General features: G+C 57.6%; 24 protein-coding genes. 3 read left to right on the top strand and 21 right to left on the bottom strand.

What is annotated here, in order from left to right; genetic code table 11:
• From coaE to yacG, 3 genes are read left to right on the top strand one after another with little or no spacing between them, the layout of a single operon-like run.
• The gene (gene coaE, locus G6041_RS14550; protein ID WP_012125757.1) at positions 1–621 is read left to right on the top strand and encodes a dephospho-CoA kinase; all 621 of its coding nucleotides are present in this window, start codon (positions 1–3) and stop codon (positions 619–621) included.
• Positions 621–1364: a cell division protein ZapD gene (zapD, locus tag G6041_RS14555; RefSeq protein WP_004388387.1), complete on the top strand. Its 744-nt coding sequence runs from the start codon at positions 621–623 to the stop codon at positions 1362–1364. The genes coaE and zapD overlap by 1 nt, the downstream gene beginning before the upstream one ends.
• A 9-nt stretch (positions 1365–1373) precedes the next feature.
• On the top strand, positions 1374–1574 hold the full coding sequence (yacG, locus tag G6041_RS14560) for a DNA gyrase inhibitor YacG (protein ID WP_007864373.1): 201 nt from the start codon (positions 1374–1376) through the stop codon (positions 1572–1574).
• Here the strand turns inward: yacG and mutT are convergent.
• From mutT to ilvN, 21 genes are all read right to left on the bottom strand, one after another.
• Complete coding sequence (gene mutT / locus G6041_RS14565; RefSeq protein ID WP_012125760.1) at positions 1571–1963, bottom strand: 8-oxo-dGTP diphosphatase MutT; 393 nt, start codon at positions 1961–1963, stop codon at positions 1571–1573. The genes yacG and mutT overlap by 4 nt on opposite strands.
• A gap of 60 nt (positions 1964–2023) precedes the next feature.
• The gene (gene secA / locus G6041_RS14570) at positions 2024–4729 is read right to left on the bottom strand and encodes a preprotein translocase subunit SecA (RefSeq protein ID WP_012125761.1); all 2706 of its coding nucleotides are present in this window, start codon (positions 4727–4729) and stop codon (positions 2024–2026) included.
• A gap of 57 nt (positions 4730–4786) precedes the next feature.
• Positions 4787–5290, bottom strand: a complete 504-nt coding sequence (gene secM, locus G6041_RS14575; RefSeq protein ID WP_071601446.1) for a secA translation cis-regulator SecM — start codon at positions 5288–5290, stop codon at positions 4787–4789.
• A gap of 277 nt (positions 5291–5567) precedes the next feature.
• Positions 5568–6485: a UDP-3-O-acyl-N-acetylglucosamine deacetylase gene (gene lpxC, locus G6041_RS14580; protein WP_004388392.1), complete on the bottom strand. Its 918-nt coding sequence runs from the start codon at positions 6483–6485 to the stop codon at positions 5568–5570.
• A gap of 101 nt (positions 6486–6586) precedes the next feature.
• On the bottom strand, positions 6587–7738 hold the full coding sequence (ftsZ, locus tag G6041_RS14585; protein WP_004388393.1) for a cell division protein FtsZ: 1152 nt from the start codon (positions 7736–7738) through the stop codon (positions 6587–6589).
• A gap of 63 nt (positions 7739–7801) precedes the next feature.
• Positions 7802–9058: a cell division protein FtsA gene (ftsA, locus tag G6041_RS14590; protein WP_004388394.1), complete on the bottom strand. Its 1257-nt coding sequence runs from the start codon at positions 9056–9058 to the stop codon at positions 7802–7804.
• Positions 9055–9885, bottom strand: coding sequence for a cell division protein FtsQ (ftsQ, locus tag G6041_RS14595; protein ID WP_004388395.1), 831 nt, complete (start codon positions 9883–9885; stop codon positions 9055–9057). The genes ftsA and ftsQ overlap by 4 nt, the downstream gene beginning before the upstream one ends.
• Position 9886: 1 nt before the next feature.
• Positions 9887–10807, bottom strand: coding sequence for a D-alanine--D-alanine ligase (locus G6041_RS14600; RefSeq protein ID WP_012125763.1), 921 nt, complete (start codon positions 10805–10807; stop codon positions 9887–9889).
• The gene (gene murC, locus G6041_RS14605; RefSeq protein WP_007892894.1) at positions 10800–12266 is read right to left on the bottom strand and encodes a UDP-N-acetylmuramate--L-alanine ligase; all 1467 of its coding nucleotides are present in this window, start codon (positions 12264–12266) and stop codon (positions 10800–10802) included. The genes G6041_RS14600 and murC overlap by 8 nt, the downstream gene beginning before the upstream one ends.
• 67 nt (positions 12267–12333) lie before the next feature.
• Positions 12334–13401 carry an undecaprenyldiphospho-muramoylpentapeptide beta-N-acetylglucosaminyltransferase gene (gene murG, locus G6041_RS14610; protein WP_012125764.1) on the bottom strand — a complete coding sequence of 356 codons (1068 nt, stop codon included), beginning with the start codon at positions 13399–13401 and terminating at the stop codon, positions 12334–12336.
• Positions 13398–14642 (bottom strand): cell division protein FtsW, encoded by a 1245-nt coding sequence (gene ftsW / locus G6041_RS14615; RefSeq protein WP_004386400.1) that lies wholly within the window; start codon positions 14640–14642, stop codon positions 13398–13400. Before ftsW ends, murG begins: the two co-directional genes overlap by 4 nt.
• Positions 14642–15958, bottom strand: coding sequence for a UDP-N-acetylmuramoyl-L-alanine--D-glutamate ligase (murD, locus tag G6041_RS14620; RefSeq protein ID WP_004386401.1), 1317 nt, complete (start codon positions 15956–15958; stop codon positions 14642–14644). The genes ftsW and murD overlap by 1 nt, the downstream gene beginning before the upstream one ends.
• Positions 15959–15960: 2 nt before the next feature.
• Positions 15961–17043 carry a phospho-N-acetylmuramoyl-pentapeptide-transferase gene (mraY, locus tag G6041_RS14625; protein ID WP_004386403.1) on the bottom strand — a complete coding sequence of 361 codons (1083 nt, stop codon included), beginning with the start codon at positions 17041–17043 and terminating at the stop codon, positions 15961–15963.
• Entirely contained in the window at positions 17037–18395 is a 1359-nt protein-coding gene (gene murF / locus G6041_RS14630) for a UDP-N-acetylmuramoyl-tripeptide--D-alanyl-D-alanine ligase (RefSeq protein WP_012125765.1), read from the bottom strand. Before murF ends, mraY begins: the two co-directional genes overlap by 7 nt.
• The gene (murE, locus tag G6041_RS14635) at positions 18392–19879 is read right to left on the bottom strand and encodes a UDP-N-acetylmuramoyl-L-alanyl-D-glutamate--2,6-diaminopimelate ligase (protein WP_041460612.1); all 1488 of its coding nucleotides are present in this window, start codon (positions 19877–19879) and stop codon (positions 18392–18394) included. The genes murF and murE overlap by 4 nt, the downstream gene beginning before the upstream one ends.
• A complete protein-coding gene (locus tag G6041_RS14640; RefSeq protein ID WP_007783870.1) occupies positions 19866–21632 on the bottom strand; it encodes a peptidoglycan glycosyltransferase FtsI in 1767 nt (588 codons plus the stop codon). The genes murE and G6041_RS14640 overlap by 14 nt, the downstream gene beginning before the upstream one ends.
• Positions 21633–21647: 15 nt before the next feature.
• On the bottom strand, positions 21648–22013 hold the full coding sequence (gene ftsL / locus G6041_RS14645) for a cell division protein FtsL (RefSeq protein ID WP_004386407.1): 366 nt from the start codon (positions 22011–22013) through the stop codon (positions 21648–21650).
• On the bottom strand, positions 22010–22951 hold the full coding sequence (gene rsmH, locus G6041_RS14650; protein ID WP_007847244.1) for a 16S rRNA (cytosine(1402)-N(4))-methyltransferase RsmH: 942 nt from the start codon (positions 22949–22951) through the stop codon (positions 22010–22012). The genes ftsL and rsmH overlap by 4 nt, the downstream gene beginning before the upstream one ends.
• Before the next feature lie 3 nt (positions 22952–22954).
• Positions 22955–23413: a division/cell wall cluster transcriptional repressor MraZ gene (gene mraZ / locus G6041_RS14655; RefSeq protein WP_004386409.1), complete on the bottom strand. Its 459-nt coding sequence runs from the start codon at positions 23411–23413 to the stop codon at positions 22955–22957.
• Between the two features lie 579 nt (positions 23414–23992).
• Positions 23993–24997 (bottom strand): catabolite repressor/activator, encoded by a 1005-nt coding sequence (gene cra, locus G6041_RS14660; RefSeq protein ID WP_004386410.1) that lies wholly within the window; start codon positions 24995–24997, stop codon positions 23993–23995.
• 177 nt (positions 24998–25174) lie between these two features.
• The gene (gene ilvN / locus G6041_RS14665; RefSeq protein ID WP_004386411.1) at positions 25175–25666 is read right to left on the bottom strand and encodes an acetolactate synthase small subunit; all 492 of its coding nucleotides are present in this window, start codon (positions 25664–25666) and stop codon (positions 25175–25177) included.
• Position 25667: the final 1 nt, after the last annotated feature.

Below are 25667 nucleotides of genomic sequence, written 5' to 3' on the forward strand. Positions count from 1 at the left end.
ATGGTTTATACGGTAGCACTGACGGGCGGTATCGGAAGCGGCAAAAGCACAGTCGCTGACGCCTTTGCCCATCTCGGTGTAACCGTTGTTGATGCTGACATCATCGCACGCCAGGTGGTGGAGCCTGGTACGCCCGGATTACAGGCCATTATTGCGCGTTTCGGCTCGACCATTTGTCACGCCGACGGCACGCTTAATCGCCGCGCACTTCGCGAAATCATCTTCTCAAGCCCGCAGGAAAAAGCCTGGCTGAATGGCCTCCTGCACCCGCTTATTCATCAACAGACGCAGACTGAAATAGCGCGCGCCACGTCGGCCTATGTGCTGTGGGTCGTTCCGCTGCTGATTGAAAACCAATTACACAGCAAAGCTAACCGTGTGCTGGTGGTGGATGTCACCCCCGAAACACAGATACAGCGCACTATGCAGCGCGATGGGGTTTCTCGCGAGCATGCTGAGCTTATCCTTAATGCACAGGCCACACGTGAAGCCCGGTTAGCGGTCGCTGATGACGTCATAGATAATAACGGCTCGCCGGAAACGATAGAGGCTGATGTGGCGCGCCTGCATCAGCGCTATCTGCAACTGGCGGCGCAGGCCGTACCACAGGAAAATAAGTAATGCAGACTCACGTTCTTTTTGAACATCCCCTGAATGAAAAAATGCGCACCTGGCTGCGTATCGAATTTCTCATCCAGCAAATGAAAGCGCTGCTGCCTGTCAGCGATCATGCCTCTGCGCTGCACTTCTTTCGCAATGTCGGCGATTTGCTGGACGTCTTTGAGCGTGGTGATACCCGCACTGAGCTCTTAAAAGAGCTGGAACGTCAGCAGCGTAAACTGCAAAGCTGGGCAGAAGTGCCGGGGGTGGATAACGAGCGCATTGAGTCACTGCGCCACGAACTGAAAGCACGCAGCAGTATGCTGATGGCCGCCCCTCGCCTCGGGCAAACATTGCGTGAAGATCGTCTTATCGCTCTGGTGCGCCAGCGACTGAGCATTCCGGGCGGCTGTTGCAGCTTCGATTTACCACTGCTGCACGTCTGGCTCTGCTCGCCGCAGGAAGAACGTGACGTTCAGGTCAATAGCTGGCTGGCCACGCTACAACCGCTGACGTATACACTGGATATGATCCTCGATCTTATTCGCCAGTCAGCGCCGTTTCGCAAACAAACCAGCCTGAATGGGTTTTATCAGGATAACGGCGATGATGCCGACCTGCTGCGCCTGCAACTTCCGCTTCAGGAAGCGCTTTACCCACAGATTTCCGGCCACAAGAGCCGTTTTGCGATCCGCTTTATGCCGCTCGACAGCGAGCATGGCCGCGTACCGGAACGGTTCGATTTTGAACTGGCCTGCTGTTAAGGAATTATGATGTCAGACGCTACTATTGTTAACTGCCCGACCTGCGGCAAAGAAGTTATCTGGGGCGAAAAGAGTCCGTTTCGTCCTTTCTGTTCAAAACGCTGCCAGCTTATCGATCTGGGTGAATGGGCCGCTGAAGAGAAACGTATTCCCAGCAGCGGCGATCGCTCCGACACCGACGGCTGGAGCGAAGAAGAAAACCAGCCTTAAGACTGCGCGCGAAGCTTAGCAATCACAGGCTCGTTGGCGGGCGGAAACGCCTGCGCATCCAGAGCCTGTTGATGCACCCAATGCCCCGGTTGCCCTTCTTTGCCCCACGGCTCCCCTTCCCAGCTTTCTACCAGGTAAAACCACAGGCTGATGTGGCGGTCCGGGAATTCATAATCCAGCGTTTCAAACAGTGTGGCGGAAGTTACGGTTATGCCGGTCTCTTCCTGAAGCTCGCGGCGAAGCGCCGCTTCAGGCGTTTCGCCCGCTTCAATTTTACCGCCAGGAAATTCCCATTTATTCGCCATATGCGCATCGGCGGCACGTTGCGTAATAAAGATTTCGCCTTTTGCGTTACGCACGATACCTACCGCAATCTGTAATTTTTTCATGCATTTCTTCCTGTAAAAAAGGCGCAGATATCTGCGCCTTTTATGTCGGTTAACAACCGGTTAGCTTAAGCGGCCGTGGCACTGCTTATACTTTTTACCGGAGCCGCACGGGCAAGGATCGTTGCGGCCGACTTTACGCTCGCCGGTCTGCTCAGCGAGTGCTGCAGCGGCAGCGGTTTCGTCGTCCTGATGGCTGAGCTGCTGCATCTGCGCCAGGCGCTCGGCCTCTTCGCGGCGCTGCTGCTCCATCGCTTCCACTTCTTCCGGCATGCGCACCTGCACTTTGCTGATGGTGCTGATTACTTCATATTTCAGCGATTCCAGCATAGCCGCAAACATGGCAAACGATTCGCGCTTATATTCCTGCTTCGGATCTTTCTGTGCATAACCGCGCAGATGAATACCCTGACGCAGGTAGTCCATCGCCGCCAGGTGCTCTTTCCAGAGGGAGTCCAGGGTTTGCAGCATCACGCCTTTTTCGAAGTGACGCATCATCTCTGCGCCTACGACTTCCTCTTTACGCGCATACACTTCTTTCGCGCTTTCCAGAATACGTTCACGCAGCGTTTCTTCGTGCAGCTCTGGCTCTTTATCCAGCCACTGCGCAATCGGCAGTTCCAGATCGAAGTCGTTTTTCAGGCGCTCTTCCAGACCCGGAATATCCCACATCTCTTCCAGCGACTGCGGCGGGATATGGGCATCAATGGTCGCCTTGAAGACATCTTCACGGATGCTGTTGATGGTTTCGCTAATGTCCGCCACATCCAGCAGTTCGTTACGCTGGGTGTAGATAGCGCGACGCTGGTCGTTGGCCACGTCATCATATTCCAGCAGTTGCTTACGGATATCGAAGTTGCGGCTTTCCACTTTGCGCTGCGCGTTGGCGATGGCCTTAGTCACCCACGGGTGTTCAATCGCTTCGCCCGGCTTCATGCCCAGTTTACGCATCATGTTGGCGACGCGATCCGAGGCGAAAATACGCATCAGCGCATCTTCCATGGAGAGGTAGAAACGGGAAGAACCCGGATCGCCCTGACGGCCAGAACGGCCACGCAGCTGGTTATCGATACGACGCGATTCGTGGCGCTCGGTACCGATAATATGCAGGCCACCTGAGGCCAGCACCGCGTCGTGGCGTTTCTGCCAGTCGGCTTTGATCTGCGCGATCTGCTCTTCGCTCGGCGCTTCCAGCTCGGCGACTTCCGCCTGCCAGCTACCGCCCAGCATGATGTCGGTACCACGGCCTGCCATATTGGTGGCGATGGTGACCGCACCCGGGTAGCCCGCCTGCGCAACGATATCCGCTTCGCGGGCGTGGAATTTGGCGTTCAGGACGTTGTGTTCGATGCCTGCTTTGGTGAGCGCCTGAGAGATAACTTCAGATTTCTCAATAGAGATGGTCCCCACCAGAACCGGCTGGCCTTTGGCGGTGCGCTCTTTGATATCTTCAATGATTGCGTCGATTTTCTCGGCTTCGGTCATGTAGACCAGATCCGGCAGGTCTTTACGAATCATCGGACGGTTGGTCGGTACCACGACGGTATCGAGCTTATAGATAGAGCTGAATTCAAACGCTTCGGTATCTGCCGTACCGGTCATCCCCGCCAGTTTTTCATAGAGACGGAAATAGTTCTGGAAGGTGATAGAAGCCAGCGTCTGGTTTTCATTCTGGATCTCCACGCCCTCTTTGGCTTCCACCGCCTGATGCAGACCATCAGACCAGCGGCGACCCTGCATGGTACGACCGGTGTGTTCATCGACGATAATGACTTCGCCATCTTTGACGATGTAATCAACGTCGCGGGTAAAGAGCACGTGCGCGCGCAGCGCGGCAGTCACGTGGTGCATCAGCATGATGTTGCCCGGCGAGTAGAGCGATTCGCCTTCATCCATGATGCCTTCTTTCACCAGCAGCTCTTCGACTAACACCAGACCGCGCTCGGTCAGGTTAACCTGACGCGCTTTTTCGTCCACAGAGAAGTGGCCTTCGCCCTGGAACGTATCGGAGTCTTCTTTCTCCTGACGTACCAGATGCGGGATAATTTTGTTCACTTTCTTGTAAAGCTCGGAGCTGTCTTCGGCCGGGCCGGAGATAATCAGCGGCGTACGCGCCTCATCGATAAGAATGGAGTCAACTTCATCCACCAGCGCGTAGTGAAGCTTACGCTGCACGCGCTCTTCCGGGCTGAACGCCATGTTGTCGCGCAGATAGTCGAAACCATATTCGTTGTTGGTGCCGTAGGTGATATCCGCAGCGTAGGCTTCGCGTTTTGCCGGTGCCGGCATGCCGGACATGTTAACCGCAACGCTCATGCCTAAAAATTCAAACAGCGGGCGGTTGTTTTCGGCGTCACGCTGCGCCAGATAGTCGTTGACGGTGACCACGTGAACGCCTTTGCCGGTCAGCGCGTTCAGGTAGGCTGGCAGCGTCGCGGTCAGGGTTTTACCTTCACCGGTACGCATCTCCGCGATGCAGCGATCGTTAAGCACCATGCCACCCAGCAGCTGAACGTCAAAGTGACGCATGCCGAAGACGCGCTTGCTTGCTTCACGCACCACCGCGAACGCTTCCGGCAGCAGGTTTTCCAGCGTTTCGCCTTTTTCCAGACGCGCGCGGAACTCTGCGGTTTTCGCTTTCAACTCTTCATCGGAGAGTTTCTCCAGCGCCGGTTCCATGCCGTTAATAAGCGCAACGACCTTACGCATACGACGTAAAGTACGATCGTTACGACTCCCAAATACCTTGGTTAACATTTTGATCAACATAATAAATTCTCTGAAGCCTCGCACAGGCAAAAAGTAAGTGAATAAGAATGAAAATACTCAGGCGAGGAGACGAGGACCGGCGCGGATACCCTGTACCTGGCGAATCCAGGCAGAGACCGTAAAAGAAAGAGGAGGAAGCAAACGCGGTGCGGGCTGCACCTGCGCGGCGGCAGGCTGTAAATCCTGCGTTAGCATCGCGCTCAGGGTGTCCAGCAGCGCGAGATGCTGTGCATTTAGCGGCAGGCTTTCTTCCATCGCCATCGGCAGCGCCTGCGGCGCCATGGCGAAAGAGAGATGACGGATAACGGTGCGAATGGCGTGCTGCTGCCAGTAATCCACCCCGAATGACGCAGAGCGACGCGAGGTTTCACTAATCAGCGCCAGTGAATCAAAACTGCGTAGCGTACCGGTATGGCTGGTGCTGGCCTCGGCAGGCGCGGCGGGTTCAGCGTTGTTATTAAGCGCAGGCAGGCCAAGACTGGCCGCGACCATCCCCAAAAGGAGATGCGGCCAAAAATAGCGTCTTCCAAACTGTCGCCAACGCGTGAATATACCAGGCACTGTAACCCACCGGATAACGCCGGCTTTTGCCCGCGTTATGTTGTCTGTTAATAAGGGGATAAATATTACCATCTTTCCCGCGAGGCGGCAGCAGTATCACTGCGATACCTTACGCAATCCGCACAAGAAACCAGCAGTTAATCATCAAGAGGGAGATGGTAAAGCAGGGTAAAAGGCGAAGAGAAAAATGGCTGTTTAAGAGCAATAAAAAACGACTGGTGAACACAGGCCGGAGAGAGTACCTGGTCTACCAGTCGTCTTTAGTCAGACTATGCTGTTACGCCAGCACCAGCGACGGCGCTTTGAAGGCCAGAGGCAGTTCAGCCTCGTCTTCATAGGTGACATATTCCCAGGCTTCTTGTTTCGCAAGAACCGCCTGCAGCAATTTGTTGTTCAGCGCATGACCAGACTTATAGGCGGTAAACGCGCCGATAATGTTGTGGCCACACATGAACAGGTCACCAATCGCATCCAGCATTTTGTGACGAACAAATTCGTCTTCAAAACGCAGGCCGTCTTCGTTCAGTACGCGATAATCGTCAACAACGATGGCACAATCGAAGCTGCCGCCCAGGCACAAGCCGCGGGACTGCAGATATTCGATATCACGCATGAAACCGAAAGTACGAGCGCGGCTAATCTGGCGCATAAACGCGTCTGCAGAGAAATTCATGCAGTAGCGCTGGTTGCTCGCATCAATCGCCGGGTGGTTGAAGTCGATGGTGAAGTCCAGCGAAAAACCGTTGTACGGCTTAAATTCCGCCCACTTATCGCCATCTTCAACACGCACGGTTTCTTTAATGCGCACGAATTTCTTCGCCACATTCAGCTCATCAATACCTGCGTCAACGAGCAGGTAAACGAACGGTGCAGCGCTGCCATCCATAATCGGGATTTCAGGCGCATCCACTTCGACGATGATGTTGTCGATACCGAGGCCAGCCAGCGCGGCGTTCAGGTGCTCAACGGTAGAAATCCGCACATCATGCTCATTCACCAGGCACGTACAGAGCATGGTATCACGCACAGATTTGGCATCGGCCGGGAAGTCTACCGGAGGATTCAAGTCGGTGCGACGATAGATGACCCCGGTATTTGCCGGCGCAGGGCGCAGCGTCAGGGTGACTTTTTTGCCGGTATGTAAACCGACGCCAGTCGCCTGAACGATACGTTTAAGAGTCCTTTGTTTGATCATCGTATAATCTCGCCAAATAATTCACCTTACCGATAGTGTACATCACAACCGGTGGGCCATTTTAGCACAAAGAGCGAATATGCCCAAATTCCGGCTTATTCTTAATCAGCCTGCTTACGCAGAAACGCCGGAATATCCAGATAATCTGGCTCTTTTGCCGTCTGCGGCGTCGGGTCGTTAACCACTTTAGAAGCCGGTTTCTGCTCCTGGGTCAGCGGCGCCATACCGTGTTGCTGATAACGATCCATTGCAGGCTGCTGCGTCTGCTTATTGGTCACCAGCGTGATTTCAGGACGCTTATCCATGCCGATGCCGGTCGCAACTACGGTCACGCGCAGTTCGTCGTTCATATCCGGGTCGAGAGACGTACCGATAACCACGGTCGCGTTATCCGATGCGAAGGCACGAATGGTGTTACCCACGGTTTCGAACTCATCAAGACGCAGGTCAAAGCCCGCCGTGATGTTGACCAGAACGCCGCGCGCGCCGGACAGATCGATATCTTCCAGCAGCGGGCTGGAGATGGCCATTTCGGCCGCTTCTTCCGCACGGTCTTCGCCACTTGCCACGCCCGAACCCATCATGGCGTAGCCCATTTCAGACATCACGGTACGCACGTCCGCGAAGTCGACGTTCATCAGACCCGGACGCGTAATCAGCTCGGCGATACCCTGCACCGCGCCTTTCAGCACGTCGTTCGCAGCACCAAACGCGTCCAGCAGAGAGATCCCACGACCCAGCACTTTCAGCAGCTTGTCGTTAGGAATGGTGATCAGGGAGTCGACATGACGGGAGAGCTCGGCAATACCCTGTTCGGCAAAAGCCATACGCTTCTTGCCTTCAAAGTTAAACGGCTTGGTCACGACAGCCACGGTCAGAATGCCGAGGTCTTTCGCCACTTCAGCGACAACCGGCGCAGCACCGGTGCCTGTACCGCCGCCCATACCGGCTGCGATAAACACCATGTCAGCGCCATCTAACGCGGCACGCAGCGCTTCGCGGTCTTCTTCCGCAGCGTTACGACCGACTTCCGGGTTTGCGCCCGCACCCAGACCTTTAGTGATGCCGCTACCAATCTGGATGGTCTGGCCGACTGCGGTTTTACGCAGCGCCTGGGCATCGGTGTTGACTGCGAAGAACTCAACACCTTCGATGCGCTCGCGCACCATATGTTCTACGGCATTACCGCCGCCGCCACCGACGCCGATGACTTTAATCACCGCGTCGTTGGTCAGTTCCATAGGTTCAAACATAATGTCTCTCCGTTTTGTGCCTTTCGCCTGAGACCGATAATTTTGTCTGGTCTCTGAAAAAAATTAAAACTCTTTTCGCAGCCAGCTGTTGATCCGTTTGATCCACGAGCCGACTGAAGTCCGTTTTTCCACTTCCGCCTCACCGCTTAAATGCGATTCTTTACCATAGTGAAGTAAACCCACCGCCGTGGAGTAGTAAGGCTCCTGGGCGTAATCGGTAAGGCCAGTAATATTTAAGGGTTGTCCGATACGCACCTGCGTATGGAACACCCGCTGCGCACACGCCGCCAGACCTTCAATTTGCGCCGCGCCGCCGGTTAATACAATCCCCGCCGCAAGATGATGTTTCACGCCTTGCTGGCGAAGCTGCTCCTGCAATTGCAAAATTTCTTCGTTGACCAGATTAAGCAGCTCGGTATAACGCGGTTCAATCACTTCTGCCAGCGTCTGGCGCTGCAGGCTGCGCGGCGGACGACCGCCCACGCTCGGCACTTCAACGCTCTCGTCTTTACCGACCAGCGACCCGAGCGCGCAGCCATGGCGCACTTTAATCGCCTCGGCATCGCTCGGCGGTGTGCCGAAAGCATATGCGATATCGCTGGTCACCACGTTACCGGCATACGGAATCACTTTAGTATGACGCAGCGCACCGCCGGTGTAGACCGCGATATCCATTGTACCACCGCCGATATCCACCACGCAGACGCCCAGCTCACGCTCATCTTCCGTTAAGACGGAGTAGCTTGAGGCCAGGCCCGCGAAAATAAGTTGGTCAACTTTCAGGCCGCAACGTTCCACTGCCTTGACGATGTTTTTCGCCATGTCATTGTGGCAGGTGATTAAATGTACTTTCGCCTGCATGCGAACGCCGGATAAGCCAACCGGGTTTTTAATCCCTTCCTGGTAATCAATAGCGTATTCCTGAGGAATCACATGCAATACGCGATGTTCATCGCGTACGCGTACTGATTTTGCGGTATGGACAACATTTTCAACATCTTCCTGCGTCACTTCCTCTTCGGAGATCGGTACCATACCGATTTCGTTCTGGCAGCTGATATGCTTGCCGGAAAGCGCCAGATAGACGGAAGATATCTGGCAATCCGCCATCAGTTCGGCCTGGTCTATCGCGCGCTGAACGCACTTCACCACCGATTCCAGATCGTTAACGCCGCCTTTGTCCATCCCGCGGGACGGACAGCTTCCCACGCCAATGATATTGATCATACCGTCGGGCAGAACTTCCCCTACCAAAGCGGCGACCTTCGCAGTGCCAATCTCCAGTCCAACTACCAGTTTTCTGTCCGTCGCCTTAATCATTGTTGCTCTGCCTGTGCCTGATTCTGTTGCTGATTAGTTTCCTCAGTGGGGGCCGGCTCCCAGCCGACCGCCGCGCCGGAGTCGTAGCGTAAATCGACATAGCTTATCTGCTTATGGTCAGTTTGCGCTTGCTGTTGCAGAACCGGGTACAGCTCTACAAAGCGTTCCAGGCGTTTCATTGTGTCATCCCGGCCAAGATTGAGCTTGATATTATTGCTCAACGTCACCTGCCAGGAGCGACGCGCGGTCATCGCCGCCTCCTTCAGTGTAAATTTATCTTTCGCCAGCACCTGCCCCATCGCGCGAAAACCTTGCAGCACTTCGTTCTCACTACCTTCAGGGCCATAGAGCAGAGGTAAGGTCTGCTTACTGGCGCGATCGGACGGCACGCTGAAGGACGTACCGTCGGTGTCGATCATGTGCTGGTCATTCCAGCGTGCTATCGGCACATATTCAACCAGATGAATCTTCAATTCGTCCGGCCATTGCTTTCTTACACTTGCCTGCTTGATCCACGGCAAACGTTCTATCTGATTCTGGATGATATTCACGTCCTGCGTCATAAACGTGCCTGGCGCGCCCAGCGCCAGGATGGACTGGCGAATATCATCATTGCGGGTGTAATGGCGCTCGCCCGTTACCACCAGCTTTGAAAGCGGCAGGCGCTGGGCGTCTTCCATCCACCCCAGCACCATCCAGCCGCCGAATATCACGGTTAACACGACCGCCAGCAGAAAGACGATACCTGCGAGACGGGTCCCATTATTACGGCGCGAAACCGTATTTTCTTCAGGACGATTTTTCGTGTTCAGCGCAGCCTGCGACATATCAGTTCGCCAGCTCCAGAATACGCACCACCAGTTGCGAGAAGCTCATGCCCGCCTGACGCGCCGCCATTGGCACCAGACTATGGCTGGTCATGCCAGGCGCGGTGTTTACCTCAAGCAGATAAAACTCACCGTCGCTGTCCTGCATCACGTCCACGCGGCCCCAGCCCCGGCAGCCCAGCACACGCCAGGCGTCCATCACCAGCGCCTGTAACGCCTGCTCGCGCCCGGCATCAATGCCCGCCGGACAAAAATATTGCGTCTCGTCCGAGAGATACTTCGCCTCGTAGTCGTAAAACACGCCAGCAGGCTGAATGCGGATCGAAGGCAGAATTTCATCGCCGAGGATGGCGACCGTAAATTCCGGGCCGCTCAGCCATTTCTCCACCAGCACTTCGCTGTCGTGTTCAAACGCCAGTTCGAGCGCGGGCAGTAACGCTTCTGCGCTGTCGACTTTCGACATGCCAACGCTTGACCCTTCGCGGCTCGGCTTCACGATAACCGGCAGGCCCAGCGCCGCGATACGCGCGCTTAATGCCTCGCTAAGGCCGCCGGTGATGTCCTGACGCTCCAGCGCCACCCACTGCGCTACCGGTAAACCCGCGCCCTGCCAGAGCAGTTTGGTGCGCAATTTATCCATGGTGATGGCCGACGCCATCACGCCGCTGCCGGTATAAGGCAGGCCGAGATACTCCAGCATCCCCTGCAGCGTGCCGTCTTCACCGCCGCGACCATGCAGCGCGATAAAGACTTTATCGAAACCTTCTTCTTTCAGCGTCGTCACGCACACATCGCGCGGATCGACAGCGTACGCGTCAACGCCCGCCTCTTTCAGGCCCGCAAGCACCGCGCTGCCGGATTGCAGGGAGACGTCACGTTCCGCCGAGTGACCGCCCAGCAGTACAGCGATTTTTTCAGCCATGCGCGTTCTCCTCGGGTTGCAGCTTCGCTTCCGCCAGCTGGCGCGCGATTTTACCGATATTGCCCGCGCCCTGAACCAGAATCAAATCGTTGCCCGACAGCACAGGTGCCAGCATGGCGGCGACCTGCGCCGGATCGGAGACCAGAATCGGGTCCACTTTGCCGCGCGCGCGGATAGTACGGCACAGCGAACGGCTGTCGGCCCCCGGAATCGGCGCTTCGCCCGCCGGATAGACATCCAGCATCAGCAGCACATCGACCTGCGACAGCACGTTAGCGAAATCGTCATAGAGATCGCGCGTGCGGGTATAACGGTGCGGCTGGAAAATCATCACCAGATTTTTCTCCGGCCAGCCTGCACGGGCGGCGCGCACGGTCGCATCCACTTCTGTCGGATGATGGCCGTAGTCATCGACCAGCATCGCCGTGCCGGATTTACCGTTGACGTTTGCCAGCGGGAACTCGCCCAGGAAGTCAAAACGACGTCCGGTGCCCTGGAAGCTTTCCAGCGCGCGCAGAATGGCATCGTCTTCAATTCCCTCTTCCGTCGCTACGGACACCGCCGCCGCCGCGTTCAGCGCGTTATGGCGGCCTGGCGCGTTCAGCGTTACGTGCAGTTCCGGCTTGTCCTGACGCACCAGCGTGAAGTGCCCCTGCGCGCCGGTCTGGCGATAATTTTCCACACGTACATCGGCATCTTCGCTGAAACCATAAGTGGTAATTTGACGCCCGACGCGCGGCAGCAGCTCGCGGATCACCGGGTCATCAACACACATCACCGCACGGCCATAAAACGGCAGGTTATGCAGGAAGTTAATAAACGTCTGCTTCAGGTTCTCGAAGTCGCCATGATAGGTGTCCATATGGTCGGCTTCGATATTGGTCACAATCGCGACCATCGGCTGCAAATGCAGGAACGACGCGTCGCTCTCGTCGGCTTCGGCAATCAGATAACGGCTGTTGCCGAGGCGCGCGTGCGTCCCCGCCGCTTTCACCAGACCGCCGTTAACGAACGTCGGGTCGAGGCCCGCTTCGGCATAAATACTCGATACCATCGCAGTGGTCGTCGTTTTGCCATGAGTGCCGGCAACCGCGATACCGTGACGAAAACGCATCAGCTCCGCCAGCATCTCGGCGCGGCGGATAACCGGAATACGCGCCTCATGCGCCGCCACGATCTCGGGGTTATCCGCAGAGATAGCGCTCGACACCACCACCACGCTCGCGTCGAGCACGTTTTCCGGGCGATGGTTGAAATAAATGGTGGCGCCCAGCGCCGTCAACTGCTGCGTGACAGCGTTCGGCGCCAGATCGGACCCGCTGATCTGGTAGCCTTCATTCGCCAGCACTTCCGCAATACCGCCCATACCGGCGCCGCCGATGCCAACGAAGTGAATGTGCCGGACGCGACGCATCTCGGGCACGATAGAACGCAGTTTCGCCAGTTGTTGTGTATTCATTCTTTAAAAGCCTTTGGCAAACGCCATAACATCATCAATCACGCGGAACAAACATTATCCGCAATCGTCACGCGCGGGCGACCGCGCGTACTTCATCTGCGACCCTTTCGGTCGCGTCGGGAATGGCGGCCGCTCTTGCCCGCTCAGCCATTTCAAGCAGCGTAGCGCGATCCCACCCTTTCAGCGTCTCGCTTACCGCGTCGACGGTAAACTGCGGCTGCTCCAGAATCTTCGCCGCACCCGCTTTCTCAAGCGGCAGCGCGTTCCAGTATTGCTGCCGGTCTTTATGCTGGAACGGCACAAACAGGGCCGGCAGACCCGCAGCAGCGATTTCGCTCACCGTCAGCGCGCCGGAGCGGCATACCACCACATCCGCCCACGCGTAGGCTGCCGCCATATCATCGATAAATTCGGTCACTTTATGCTGCGGCTGGCTCGCAGCGGCATACGCCTGCTGAACCTCCGCCTGCGCGCCTTTACCGCTCTGATGCCAGATAGTCACGGCATCGCCCAGACGCGCCGCGACCTGCGGCATCGTCTGGTTCAGGATGCGCGCGCCCTGCGAGCCGCCAACCACCAGCACGCGCACCGGGCCTTCACGGCCCGCGAGACGCGCCTGCGGCAGCGGCAGCGCCAACACGTCGGTGCGCACCGGGTTGCCCACCACTTCCGCCTTCGGGAACGCGCCGGGGAACGCCTGCATCACGCGGCTCGCGATTTTCGCGAGCCATTTGTTGGTCAGTCCCGCGATGCCGTTCTGCTCATGCAGGACGACAGGAATACCGAGCGACCACGCCGCCAGCCCGCCAGGGCCGGATACATAGCCGCCCATGCCCAGCACCACATCGGGCTTAAAACGTTTCATGATCGCCCGCGCCTGCCGCCAGGCGTTAAAAATACGCACCGGGGCCAGCAGCAGCGCTTTCACGCCTTTTCCACGCAGGCCGGAGATCCGGATAAAATCGATCTCAATGCCGTGTTTCGGCACCAGGTCTGCTTCCATGCGATCGGCGGTCCCCAGCCAGCGAACCTGCCATCCCTGCGCCATCAGATGGTGCGCTACGGCAAGTCCTGGAAAGACGTGTCCGCCCGTTCCGCCCGCCATCACCATCAGCCGCTTTGGTTGACCACTCATCGTGAACCTCGTGTAAACGCCTGCGCTTTCTCCAGACGCGTTTCATAATCTATGCGTAACAACAACATAATCGCCGTCGACATAATCAGCAGGCTCGAACCGCCGTAACTGATAAGCGGCAGCGTCAGGCCTTTGGTCGGCAGCATACCCGCCGCCGCGCCGACGTTAACTAGCGCCTGGAAACTAAACCAGATACCGATAGAACAGGCCAAAAAGCCCGCGAAACGCTGATCGGTTTCCAGCGCGCGACGCCCTATCGACATGGCGCGAAAAGCCACGAAGAATACCATCAAAAGCGCCAGTACCACACCGATATATCCCAGTTCTTCCCCAATAATGGAGAAGATGAAGTCGGTATGCGCTTCGGGTAAATACTCCAGTTTCTGCACCGAATTCCCAAGCCCCTGCCCCCACAACTCGCCGCGGCCAAACGCCATCAGCGACTGGGTCAGCTGGTAGCCGCTGCCGAAGGGATCTTCCCACGGGTTCCAGAACGAGGTGACGCGGCGAATACGGTAAGGTTCGGCGAGGATCAGCAGCACGACCGCCGAAATGCCCATGCCGATAATCGCGATGAACTGCCAGAGCTTGGCGCCTGCGAGAAAGAGCATCGCAAGTGTTGTCACGAACAGCACCACCACCGTACCGAGGTCAGGCTGCGCCAGCAGCAGTACCGCCATCACCAGAATGACGCCCATCGGTTTTAAGAAGCCGCGCAGGTTGTTGCGCACTTCATCGACCTTACGCACCAGGTAGTTCGACAGATAACAAAAGAGCGACAGCTTAGAGAATTCCGCTGGCTGAATACGCAGCGGGCCGAGCGCAATCCAGCGCGACGCACCGTTCACCGAACTGCCCACCACGAGCACGATAAGCAGCATCACAATTGAGGCGATAAGCATCGCCGCGCTGTGGCGCTGCCAGAACTCCATCGGCAGGCGCAGCGTAATCAGCGCCAGGCCAAACGCCAGCAGCAGATAGATACCGTCACGCTTGGCGAACAGGAACGGATCGTTCGCCAGACGCTGACCAACCGGCATTGACGCTGACGTCACCATGATGAAGCCAATCGCCGCCAGCCCCAGCGTCAGCCAGAGCAGCGTACGGTCGTACATCACAAGGCTGGTGGTGTCTTTCTCGCGAGAGCCCATCACCCAGCCGCGAAGCGCCCGGAAAATCCAGGCAAGAATGCCCATTCCGGGGAACCGCGGCAGGCGAAGGCGTGGGAGCGATAAGCGCATCAGCCAAGCTCCTTCGCAAGACGCGTAAACACGTCGCCGCGCTGTTCGAAGTTTTTAAACTGATCGAGGCTCGCGCAGGCGGGCGAGAGCAAGACCATGTCGCCTGGCTGAACGCGTCCGGCGATGACTTTCATCGCCTCTTCCATGGTGTCCATGCGCTCGGAGATTTCAGGGCGCAGCGCCGCCAGCGCGTCGCCGTCACGGCCAAAGCAGTAGAGACGCACGCGATCGCCCGTCAGGTAATGCGCAAGCGGTGAGAAATCGGCGGATTTGCCGTCGCCACCCAACAGTAAATGCAGCGTGCCGTCGAGATGCAGGCCGTTGAGCGCCGCCTCGGTGCTGCCGACATTGGTGGCTTTGGAATCGTTAATCCAGCGCACGCCGTTATGCTCATAAGCGAGCTGGAAACGGTGCGCCAGCCCGCCAAACGTCGTCAGCGCTTTCAGACTACTGGCACGCGGCAGGCCTGCGGCATCCGCCAGCGCCAGCGCCGCCAGGGCGTTGGTGTAGTTGTGCTGGCCAACGAGCTTCATCTCTTTCACGTTAAGGACTTTCTCGCCCCGCACGCGCAGCCAGATTTCGCCCTGCTGACGGTTAAGGTGATAATCCCCGACATCAATGCCGAAGCTCACGCAGCGCTCGTCCGCGCCGCGTACCGGCATGGTCAGCGCGTCGTCGGCGTTTACCACGCACACCGTCGCGTTTTCATATATCCGTAACTTCGCCGCACGATACTGCTGCAACCCGAGCGGATAACGATCCATATGATCTTCGGTGACGTTAAGAATGGTCGCGGCGGCGGCCTTCAGGCTAAAGGTGGTTTCGAGCTGGAAGCTGGAAAGCTCAAGTACATACAGCTCGCGGCCCTCTTCCAGCAGCATCAGCGCGGGCAGGCCAATATTGCCACCCACGCCCACGTTAACACCCGCCGCTTTCGCCATTTCGCCCACCAGCGTCGTTACGGTGCTTTTGCCGTTCGAGCCGGTAATGGCGATGACAGGTGCCTGCGCTTCGCGACAAAACAGTTCGATATCGCCAACAATCTCAACGCCTGCTTCTGCCGCCGCGCTCAGCGCCGGATGCGCGAGAGCGATGCCAGGGCTTGCGACGATCAGATCGGCGTTCATCAGCCAGTTTTCATTGAGCGAGCCGAGATGGCGCTCCACCTCTTCCGGCAGCTTATCCAGCCCCGGCGGGGAGATTCGGGTATCCATCACGCGCGGCGTCACGCCGCGCGCCAGGAAAAAGTCCACGCAGGAAAGGCCGGTTAACCCAAGCCCGATGATGACGACTTTTTTACCCTGATAATCTGCCATGTTTAACGTACCTTAAGCGTAGCCAGGCCAATCAGCACCAGCATCAGCGAAATCACCCAGAAGCGCACGATCACGCGCGGCTCCGGCCAGCCTTTCAGTTCATAGTGGTGATGAATCGGCGCCATGCGAAAAATGCGCTGTCCGCGCAGCTTAAAGGAGCCTACCTGCAGGATGACCGACAGGGTTTCCACCACGAAAACGCCGCCCATAATCACCAGCAGGAACTCCTGACGCAGCAGCACGGCGATAATGCCGAGCGCGCCGCCCAAGGCCAGCGAGCCGACATCGCCCATAAAGACCTGCGCCGGATAGGTGTTAAACCACAGAAAGCCCAGACCCGCGCCGACAATCGCGGTGCAGACAATCACCAGCTCACCCGCGTGACGCAGATACGGAATATGCAGGTAGCTTGCGAAATTCATGTTACCGGTCGCCCACGCCACCAGCGCGAAACCGCCTGCCACCAGTACGGTAGGCATAATGGCGAGGCCGTCCAGACCGTCGGTCAGGTTTACCGCGTTGCCGGTGCCGACAATAACGAAATAAGCGAGCAGCACATAGAAAATGCCGAGCTGCGGCATCACGTCTTTAAAGAACGGCACCACCAGTTCTGTTGCAGGCGTGCCTTTACCGGTGATGTAAAGCGCAAACGCCACCGTCAGGGCAATCAGCGACATCCAGAAATATTTCCAGCGGGCGATCAGGCCCTTGGTGTCTTTACGCACCACCTTGCGGTAATCATCAACGAAGCCCACCGCGCCGTAACCGACCAGCACAAACAGCACGCACCAGACATACGGGTTGGAAGGGTAAGCCCACAGCAGCACCGACACCACAATAGAGGTGAGGATCATGATGCCGCCCATGGTCGGCGTGCCGCGTTTGCTGAAATGCGACTCCGGGCCGTCGTTACGCACAACCTGCCCGAAGGAAAGCTTCTGTAAATGCGCGATCAGGCGCGGTCCCATCCATAACGAAATAAACAGCGCGGTCAGCAGGCTGACGATGGCGCGAAACGTCAGATACGAAAAGACGTTAAAGCCGGAATAATATTTGACCAGATGCTCGGCCAGCCACACTAACATGTCCTGTTCTCCTGTAATGCGCGCACCACCTCTTCCATGGCAGCACTACGTGAACCTTTCACTAAAAGGGTAATAATGGAATGCTCGTTGATAAGCGTCTTCAGGCGTGCAATCACGGCCTGCTTATCGCGGAAATGTTCGCCTACGCCGCTGGCGCGGCTGATGCCTTCGCTGAGGGTGCCGACGCTCAGGACTTTATCGATGCCTGCGGCTTTCGCCGCTTCGCCCACCTGCTGATGGCAGGCTTCGGCTTCATCGCCAAGCTCCGCCATGTCGCCCACCACCATCACGCGATAGCCGGGCATTTCAGAGAGCACCTGCGCGGCAGCGGTCATAGAGCCAACGTTGGCGTTGTAGCTGTCATCCAGCAACAGCTGGTTTTCACCGAGATGCACCGGGAACAGACGCCCTGGCACTGCTTTGAGCTTCGCAAGACCGGCTTTAATCGCCTGAAGCGGCGCGCCGACGGCCATCGCCAGCGCCGAGGCGGCGAGCGCGTTAGCAATGTTGTGACGCCCTGGCAGCGGCAGCAGAACGTCCACGTCGCCCGTTGGCGTACGCAGCGTAAATTCGGTGCCGTGGCTGGTGATATGAATATTGGTGGCGCTGAAATCGCTGGTATCGAGGTTCGGCGAGAAGCGCCAGACCTTGCGATCGCCAATGACGCTCTGCCAGTTCAGCCAGTCGTTATTATCAGCGTTCAGAATCGCGATGCCGTTTGCCGGCAAGCCAGTGAAGATTTCACCTTTAGCTTTTGCCACGCCCGCGAGCGAGCCGAAGCCTTCCAGATGCGCCGCCGCCAGGTTATTGACCAGCGCGGCTTCCGGGCGCGTCAGGCTCACGGTCCAGGCGATTTCGCCCTGATGGTTCGCGCCAAGCTCAATTACCGCGTACTCGTGCTCTGGCGTGAGACGCAGCAGCGTCATCGGTACGCCGATGTCATTATTCAGGTTGCCTGCGGTGTAGAGCGTGTTGCCGCACTCGCCAAGAATGGCGGCGGTCATCTCTTTCACCGAGGTTTTGCCGGAAGAACCCGTCAGCGCGACCACCCGCGCGGGCACCTGTTGTCTGACCCACGCCGCCAGTTCGCCAAACGCCAGACGCGTGTCGGCGACCACCAGCTGCGGCAGGTCGATATCCAGCTTGCGGCTCACCAGCAGCGCGCCCGCGCCGCCCGCCTGCGCCTGGCCTGCAAAATCGTGCGCGTCGAAACGCTCGCCTTTCAGCGCCACAAACAAGCAGCCTGGCGTCAGTTTGCGGGTGTCGGTCGTAACCGCGTCGATATCAGCATCGGCGCCGTGCAGCTCGCCATTCAGAATGGCGGCAAGCTGGCTCAGAGATACGCGAATCATGCCACTGCTCCCAGCAGACGCGCCGCAGTGACGCGATCGGAATAATCAAGTCGGCGGGTGCCGACAATCTGGTAATCCTCATGGCCTTTGCCCGCCAGCAGCACGACGTCGTTTTCCGCCGCCTGCATAATGGCGTTGGTCACGGCTTCGGCGCGGCCTTCAACGACCCGCGCGCGGCCCGCATCCAGCATGCCGGTCAGGATATCGGCGATGATCGCCTTCGGATCTTCGGTGCGCGGGTTGTCATCTGTGACCACCACGACATCGGCGAATTGCTCGGCAATCGCGCCCATCAGCGGGCGTTTGCCTTTATCGCGATCGCCGCCGCAACCGAATACGCACCACAGCTTGCCCGCACAGTGCAGACGCGCGGCCTGCAACGCTTTTTCGAGCGCATCCGGCGTGTGGGCGTAATCAACCACCACGGTCGGTTTGCCCGGCGCGCTGAAGACTTCCATGCGCCCGTTAACCGGCTGGAGGCGCGGCGCGCTTTCGAGCAGCGCGGCGAGCGGGTAACCGAGCGCCAGCAGCGTGCCGAGCGCCAGCAATAGATTGCTGACGTTAAACGCGCCCATCAGGCGGCTTTCGATTTCGCCATCGCCCCATGAGGAGCTGAAGCGCAGCGTCGCGCCGCGGTCGTGATACTCCACCGCATCCGCGCGCAGCCAGCGGCCGTGACAGCCCGGATTAATGTTGTTTTCCATCGACACCGCGACGGCATCCGGCAGCTTCGCCAGCCACCGGCGGCCCACTTCATCATCGGCGTTGATCACCGCCTGTCCGTAATGGTGTGCGGAAAACAGTAGCCATTTTGCCGCTTCGTAATGTTCCATATCGCCGTGATAGTCGAGATGATCGCGGCTTAAATTGGTAAATACCGTGGCGGCGAATTTCAGTGCCGCCACGCGATGCTGTACCAGACCGTGGGAAGAGACTTCCATCGCGGCCACGGTCGCGCCCTGTGCCGCAAGACCTGACAGCACATGCTGAACATCCACCGCAGAGCCGGTGGTGTTTTCCGTCGGCATCACTTTGCCAAGTAACCCGTTGCCTACCGTGCCCATCACGGCGCTGGTTTCGCCCAGCCGCTGGCACCACTGCGCGATAAGCTGCGTGGTGGTGGTTTTACCGTTGGTGCCCGTCACGCCAATCAGGCGCAGACGCTCGGATGGCTCATCATAAAAACGCCCCGCCAGCGCCGAGAGACGCTCGTTCAGTTGGCTTAAATAGATAACCGGCACGCCGTGGATCTCACGGACTTCGCCGTCCGTCGCCTCGCCTTTCGCTTCGGCGACGATGGCAGCTACACCTTGCGCTATCGCCTGCGGGATATACCGACGCCCGTCCGCCTGATGACCGACCACCGCCACAAAGAGATCCCCCGCCGCCGCCACGCGGCTGTCCAGGGTCATCTCCCGCAGAGCTCGCGCAGGCAGACCAGCTACCCACGGAGCGAGAAGGTCGCGCAAATTACGATCTGCCACCTGTTCCCTCTTCTCGATTAATTACGAATTCACTTTTTTCGCCCGTTGTCAGCGCATCCGGCTCGATGTTCATGGTGCGCAGCACGCCGCCCATGATGGCACCGAAGACCGGCGCGGAAACGGCGCCGCCGTAGTATTTGCCCGCCTGCGGATCGTTAATCACCACCACCAGCGCGAAACGCGGATTGCTGGCAGGTGCAACGCCTGCGGTGTAAGCAATGTATTTGTTGATATAACGCCCGTCCGGCCCGACTTTTTTCGCCGTACCGGTTTTAATCGCAATGCGGTAGCCTTTGATCGCCGCCTTCACGCCGCCGCCGCCAGGCAGCGCCACACTTTCCATCATATGCACCACGGTGCGCACGATAGATTCCGGGAAAATGCGCTCGCCCGGCACGGGCGGATCGACTTTGGTAATCGACAGCGGGCGGTAGACGCCGTAGCTGCCGATGGTTGCGTAGACTCGCGCTAACTGTAACGGCGTTACCATTAGCCCGTAGCCGAATGAGAAGGTGGCCCTCTCTATGTCAGACCACCGTTGTTTTTGTGGGAATAAGCCACTGCGCTCTCCGACCAGCCCCAGATTGGTCGACTTTCCAAGTCCAAAGCGTGAGTAAGTATCTACTAACGCTGAGGAGGGCATCGCTAACGCCAGTTTAGAAACCCCGACGTTACTCGACTTCTGTAACACCCCGGTAAGGGTCAGCTCGCTGTAGCGGGCGACGTCTTTAATCTCGTGACCGTTAATGCGGTACGGAACGGTGTTGAGCACCGTATTTTCCTGAACCACGCCGCGTTGCAGCGCCGTCATGACCACCATCGGTTTCACCGTAGAACCTGGCTCGAAAACGTCCGTAATGGTGCGGTTACGCATTACGTCTTTCGGCGTGCCGGTGATGTTGTTCGGGTTATAAGAGGGGCTATTGGCCATCGCCAGCACTTCGCCGGTATTCACATCCACCAGCACGGCGCTGCCGGATTCCGCCTTGTTGAACGCGACGGCGTTGTTAAGCTCACGGTAAACCAGCGCCTGGAGGCGTTCGTCAATGCTGAGCGCCAGGTTGTGCGCCGCCTGGCTGTCGGTCGAGGAGATATCCTCAATGACGCGGCCATAGCGGTCTTTACGCACGATACGCTCGCCGGGCTGGCCGGTGAGCCATTTATCAAAGCTTTTTTCGACACCCTCAATCCCCTGGCTGTCGACGTTGGTAAAGCCGATGAGGTGAGCGGTCACTGCGCCGGAAGGATAGTAACGGCGCGACTCTTCGCGCAGGTGAATACCAGGGAGCTTAAGCTTTTTGATGTAATCGCCAATGTCCGGGTTGACCTGGCGCGCGAGATAGATAAAGCGGCCTTTCGGGTTGGCATTGACGCGCGCGGCCAGTTGATCGAGCGGAATTTTCAGCGCGTCGGAGAGCGCCTTCCAGCGGTTGTCGAGCGTAATACCGCCTGCGTCGTGCAGCTCTTTCGGGTCAGCCCAGATAGCTTTTACCGGCACGCTGACCGCGAGCGGTCGGCCGGAGCGGTCGGTTATCATGCCTCGCGCGGTAGAAACCTCCTGCACGCGCAGCGAGCGCATATCCCCCTGACGCACCAGCATATCCGGGTCAATAATCTGCAACCAGGCGACGCGCGCCAGCAGAAACGCCAGAGCCAGCAAAATGCAGCCGCAAAGCAACGCAAAACGCCAACTGATAAAGTTGGCCTGTTCTTCCTGACGTTTTGGTTTAAGCGTCTTTGCTGCTGCTTTCATTCGCCTGGTCAGTCCTTATTTCTGCACCACAATATTTTCCTGCGAGGGATCGACATGCTGCATTTGCAGCTTTTCCGTTGCGATCCGTTCTACCCGGCTGTGATCGCCGAGCGCGTTTTCTTCAAGGATCAGGTTGCGCCATTCGATATCCAGCGCATCGCGTTCCAGCACCAGTTGCTCGCGCTGCGCGGTCAGCAGGCGAGTGTGGTGCGCGGTGGTGACCACGAAAATCGCGGTCACGATAATGGCAATAAACAGAAAGAGCGGCAGTTTCCCGTAGCGCAGAAGATCGCCGCCGATCACGGCAGGCAGCGCATGACGTTCCGTGCTGCTAAGCGATCCGGTTACTTTGCTTAAGGTCTCTGTCACCCGGCTTATCATGCGCCCGTCCTCTCGGCGACGCGCAGTACGGAGCTGCGCGCGCGCGGGTTCTCAGCCACTTCCGCCTCGCCCGGCATCAGCTTGCCAAGCGCGCGCAGTTCGCGACCACCGAGCTTTTGCAGCTGCGCTTCGGTCATCGGCAAACCGGCCGGCACCTGCGGGCCGCGGCTCTGCTCGCGCATAAAGCGTTTCACCAGGCGATCTTCCAGCGAGTGGAAGCTGATAACCGAAAGCCGTCCGCCCGGCGCCAGCACCTCGACCGCGCCTTTCAGCGCCTGCTCAATCTCTTCAAGTTCGCTGTTCACCCAGATGCGCACCGCCTGGAAGGTGCGGGTGGCGGGGTGTTTGAACTTATCTTTCACCGGCGTCGCGGCTGCCACGACTTCTGCCAGCTCTTTGGTGCGGGTCATGGGCAGTTCGCGGTTGCGCTCGACAATGGCGCGCGCGATACGTTTAGCAAAGCGCTCTTCGCCGAAGGTTTTCAGCACCCAGGCGATATCCGCTTCTTCCGCGTTGCGCAGCCATTCGGCGGCAGATTGCCCACGGGTAGGATCCATGCGCATATCGAGCGGGCCATCGCGCATAAAGGAGAAGCCGCGCTCAGGGTCGTCAAGTTGCGGCGATGAAACGCCGAGATCGAGAAGGATGCCGTCGATTTTGCCCTGTAACTCGCGTTCGCGAACGTAATCGCCGAGCGCCGAGAAAGGGCCATGAATGATGGAGAAACGCGGATCGTCAATGGCAGCGGCCGCCGCGATCGCCTGCGGATCGCGATCGATCGCCAGTAATCGGCCCTGTTCGCCCAGCTGTGAAAGGATAAGGCGCGAGTGTCCGCCGCGGCCAAAAGTGCCGTCAATGTAAATGCCGTCCGGACGTATATTCAGGCCATTGACGGCCTCGTCCAGGAGCACCGTCGTATGTTTATAATTTTCCATCATATTTTATAAAGACAAATCCTGCAGCCGTTCCGACAACACTTCAGAAGATGACTGCTCAGCGTCGATATCTTCCCTGACCTGTTGATGCCAGGTCGCTTCGTCCCACAGCTCAAACTTATTGAACTGCCCGACCAGCATCACTTGTTTGGTCAATCCGGCGTGTTGCCGTAAAACGGGTGCTAATAAAAGACGGCCCGCACTGTCCATCTGGCATTCGCTGGCATGGCCCAGCAGCAGGCGCTGCACGCGACGTTCTGCGGGGTTCATGCTCGACAGACGCGACAATTTTTGTTCAATAATGACCCATTCGGGCAGGGTATAAAGCAACAGGCAGGGATGGTGAATATCAATGGTGCAAACCATCTGGCCGGACGAGGCGTCGTTCAATAAATCGCGATAGCGCGTCGGAACGGATAACCGCCCTTTGCTGTCGAGATTCACCAACGTTGCGCCACGAAACATTAAAGCCTCACTGAGCTCTGCCCTTTTTCACCACTTTATCCCACAAAATCCCACCCACCGGAGTTTACGGAGCGGAGGAAAAGCTTGTCAAGCCAGCACCGGGGCAGCCTTCAACAAAAGATTCGGCGCTGACAAAGAGAAAGCGGCAAATAAAATCCCTGCCATGCTAACGAGGCAAAATTAACGCTATGAATATTTGTAAGAAAAAAGACGAATACACACAGGACCGTTAAAAACCACTTAATACGATCGGTGAAGAGGACTAAGTGTTGAGTTTGCGACGCGAGCGGCATTTTAAGGGAAAAGCCCTGGAGTTAACAGCGTCTGCTGTGGTTTAGCGCGCTTTTCTCAACCGTTCGGGAAACGCCTGAAAACAAAAACCATACGCCTGCGGCTTAAGACATCTGCCCGGTTACAAATTTACACACAAGAAATGATTGGTTACCACTTATACGGTAGCTCGCACCGTTTCTTCATCGTCAGGAGAGGGAGTGTCAGAATGTGTAAAAAGGTGCCGGAATTATCTGAATCCAAAGAAAAGGCAGCCGAAGCTGCCTTTTTGTCTTTTTGTACTTAGCTTTAACGACGGCTTAAACTGCCACGCCGGTATAGATTACGGCGAATACGGGTGAGACCAGGCCGAGGTTTGCGTGGCTCATCGAGGCTTGCCAGCACCAGCTCCAGCACGCGCTCCGCGACATCGCGATGGCGCTGCGCCACGGCAAGAACCGGGCATTGCAGGAAATCGAGCAGTTCGTTATCGCCAAACGTCGCGATAGCGAGCTCTGACGGCAAGCGCCCTTCGCGCTTCAGCGTCACGTCCATTACGCCCTGCAATAAAGCGAAAGAGGTGGTGAACAGCGCCTGTGGCATCGGGTGCGTTTCCAGCCATTTTTCAAACAGCGCGGCGGCGGCTTCACGCTCGTAGCTGTTGGCATAAAGGAAATGCACTTCGCGCGGGTCATCTTTCCACGCGGTGCGGAAGCCTTGCTCGCGCAGAAAACTTACCGAGAGCTCCGGCAGCGCGCCCAGATAGAGGACGGTTTCAGCCGGGAACGTGCGCAGCTCGCTTGCCAGCATTTCCGCATCGTCCTGATCGGCACCGACGACGCTGGTGAAGTGTTCGCGATCCAGCGCCCGGTCCAGCGCCACGATCGGAAATGCGTCGTTCGCCCAGCGCTGGTAAAACGGATGTTCAGGCGGTAAAGAAGTAGAAACGATGATAGCGTCAACCTGGCGTTGCAGCAGATGCTCAATGCAGCGCATTTCGTTATCGGGCTGATCTTCAGAACAGGCGATAAGCAGCTGATATCCGCGCTGGCGCGCCTGGCGCTCAAGATAGTTGGCGATGCGGGTATAGCTGGTGTTTTCAAGATCGGGGATAACAAGGCCAATCGAGCGTGTTCTTCCTGCGCGCAGGCCTGCGGCGACGGCGTTCGGGTGGTAATTATGCTCACGCACCACCGCCATCACTTTCTCAACGGTTTTATCACTCACACGGTACTGCCGGGCTTTTCCATTAATGACGTAGCTCGCCGTGGTGCGCGACACGCCAGCCAGCCGCGCGATTTCATCCAGTTTCACGTTTACCCCTTAACAAGAGTGTTACTCCATAACCTTTCAAGGGTTATAAGTTAAAATCCTTAACATCTAAGCGCAGAATAGTACCCTGAGCAACTGCTTTTGCGCGCGCCTGTCGCGCCTGCTGCAAAAAAAAGCCCGGCAGGTGCCGGGCGGATGCATAACAAGGCAATAACAAGACTAACGCATGATCTTTTCGCCGCGGGAGAGGCCCACTACGCCAGAGCGCGCCACTTCCACAATTTTCGCCACATCGCGAATGCTTGCGAGAAACGCGTCGAGCTTTTCGCTGGTACCCGCCAGCTGCACGGTATAAAGCGACGGCGTGACGTCGATAATCTGCCCGCGGAAAATCTCCGCGCTGCGTTTCACTTCTTCACGCCCGTAACCGCTCGCCTGAATTTTCACCAGCATGATTTCGCGCTCGACATGCGCGCCCTGCCCCAGCTCGCTGACGCGCAGCACGTCCACCAGCTTATGCAGCTGCTTTTCGATCTGCTCAAGGACTTTTTCGTCACCGACTGTCTGGATGGTCATCCTGGAGAGTGTCGGATCGTCGGTCGGTGCTACGGTCAGGCTTTCGATGTTATAGCCGCGCTGTGCGAAAAGCCCAATCACACGAGACAACGAGCCCGATTCGTTTTCCAGCAATACTGATAATATCCGGCGCATA

It is taken from the genome of Cronobacter sp. HA18003 (genome assembly GCF_011605905.1).
Lineage (GTDB): Bacteria > Pseudomonadota > Gammaproteobacteria > Enterobacterales > Enterobacteriaceae > Cronobacter > Cronobacter sakazakii.

What these genes read in the sequence shown, in the direction of transcription:
- coaE (WP_012125757.1), top strand. Translation starts at nt 1, where the DNA reads ATGGTTTATACGGTAGCACTGACGGGCGGTATCGGAAGCGGCAAAAGC.
- zapD (WP_004388387.1), top strand. Translation starts at nt 621, where the DNA reads ATGCAGACTCACGTTCTTTTTGAACATCCCCTGAATGAAAAAATGCGC.
- yacG (WP_007864373.1), top strand. Translation starts at nt 1,374, where the DNA reads ATGTCAGACGCTACTATTGTTAACTGCCCGACCTGCGGCAAAGAAGTT.
- mutT (WP_012125760.1), bottom strand. Translation starts at nt 1,963, where the DNA reads ATGAAAAAATTACAGATTGCGGTAGGTATCGTGCGTAACGCAAAAGGC.
- secA (WP_012125761.1), bottom strand. Translation starts at nt 4,729, where the DNA reads ATGTTGATCAAAATGTTAACCAAGGTATTTGGGAGTCGTAACGATCGT.
- lpxC (WP_004388392.1), bottom strand. Translation starts at nt 6,485, where the DNA reads ATGATCAAACAAAGGACTCTTAAACGTATCGTTCAGGCGACTGGCGTC.
- ftsZ (WP_004388393.1), bottom strand. Translation starts at nt 7,738, where the DNA reads ATGTTTGAACCTATGGAACTGACCAACGACGCGGTGATTAAAGTCATC.
- ftsA (WP_004388394.1), bottom strand. Translation starts at nt 9,058, where the DNA reads ATGATTAAGGCGACGGACAGAAAACTGGTAGTTGGACTGGAGATTGGC.
- ftsQ (WP_004388395.1), bottom strand. Translation starts at nt 9,885, where the DNA reads ATGTCGCAGGCTGCGCTGAACACGAAAAATCGTCCTGAAGAAAATACG.
- G6041_RS14600 (WP_012125763.1), bottom strand. Translation starts at nt 10,807, where the DNA reads ATGGCTGAAAAAATCGCTGTACTGCTGGGCGGTCACTCGGCGGAACGT.
- murC (WP_007892894.1), bottom strand. Translation starts at nt 12,266, where the DNA reads ATGAATACACAACAACTGGCGAAACTGCGTTCTATCGTGCCCGAGATG.
- murG (WP_012125764.1), bottom strand. Translation starts at nt 13,401, where the DNA reads ATGAGTGGTCAACCAAAGCGGCTGATGGTGATGGCGGGCGGAACGGGC.
- ftsW (WP_004386400.1), bottom strand. Translation starts at nt 14,642, where the DNA reads ATGCGCTTATCGCTCCCACGCCTTCGCCTGCCGCGGTTCCCCGGAATG.
- murD (WP_004386401.1), bottom strand. Translation starts at nt 15,958, where the DNA reads ATGGCAGATTATCAGGGTAAAAAAGTCGTCATCATCGGGCTTGGGTTA.
- mraY (WP_004386403.1), bottom strand. Translation starts at nt 17,043, where the DNA reads ATGTTAGTGTGGCTGGCCGAGCATCTGGTCAAATATTATTCCGGCTTT.
- murF (WP_012125765.1), bottom strand. Translation starts at nt 18,395, where the DNA reads ATGATTCGCGTATCTCTGAGCCAGCTTGCCGCCATTCTGAATGGCGAG.
- G6041_RS14640 (WP_007783870.1), bottom strand. Translation starts at nt 21,632, where the DNA reads ATGAAAGCAGCAGCAAAGACGCTTAAACCAAAACGTCAGGAAGAACAG.
- ftsL (WP_004386407.1), bottom strand. Translation starts at nt 22,013, where the DNA reads ATGATAAGCCGGGTGACAGAGACCTTAAGCAAAGTAACCGGATCGCTT.
- rsmH (WP_007847244.1), bottom strand. Translation starts at nt 22,951, where the DNA reads ATGATGGAAAATTATAAACATACGACGGTGCTCCTGGACGAGGCCGTC.
- mraZ (WP_004386409.1), bottom strand. Translation starts at nt 23,413, where the DNA reads ATGTTTCGTGGCGCAACGTTGGTGAATCTCGACAGCAAAGGGCGGTTA.
- ilvN (WP_004386411.1), bottom strand. Translation starts at nt 25,666, where the DNA reads ATGCGCCGGATATTATCAGTATTGCTGGAAAACGAATCGGGCTCGTTG.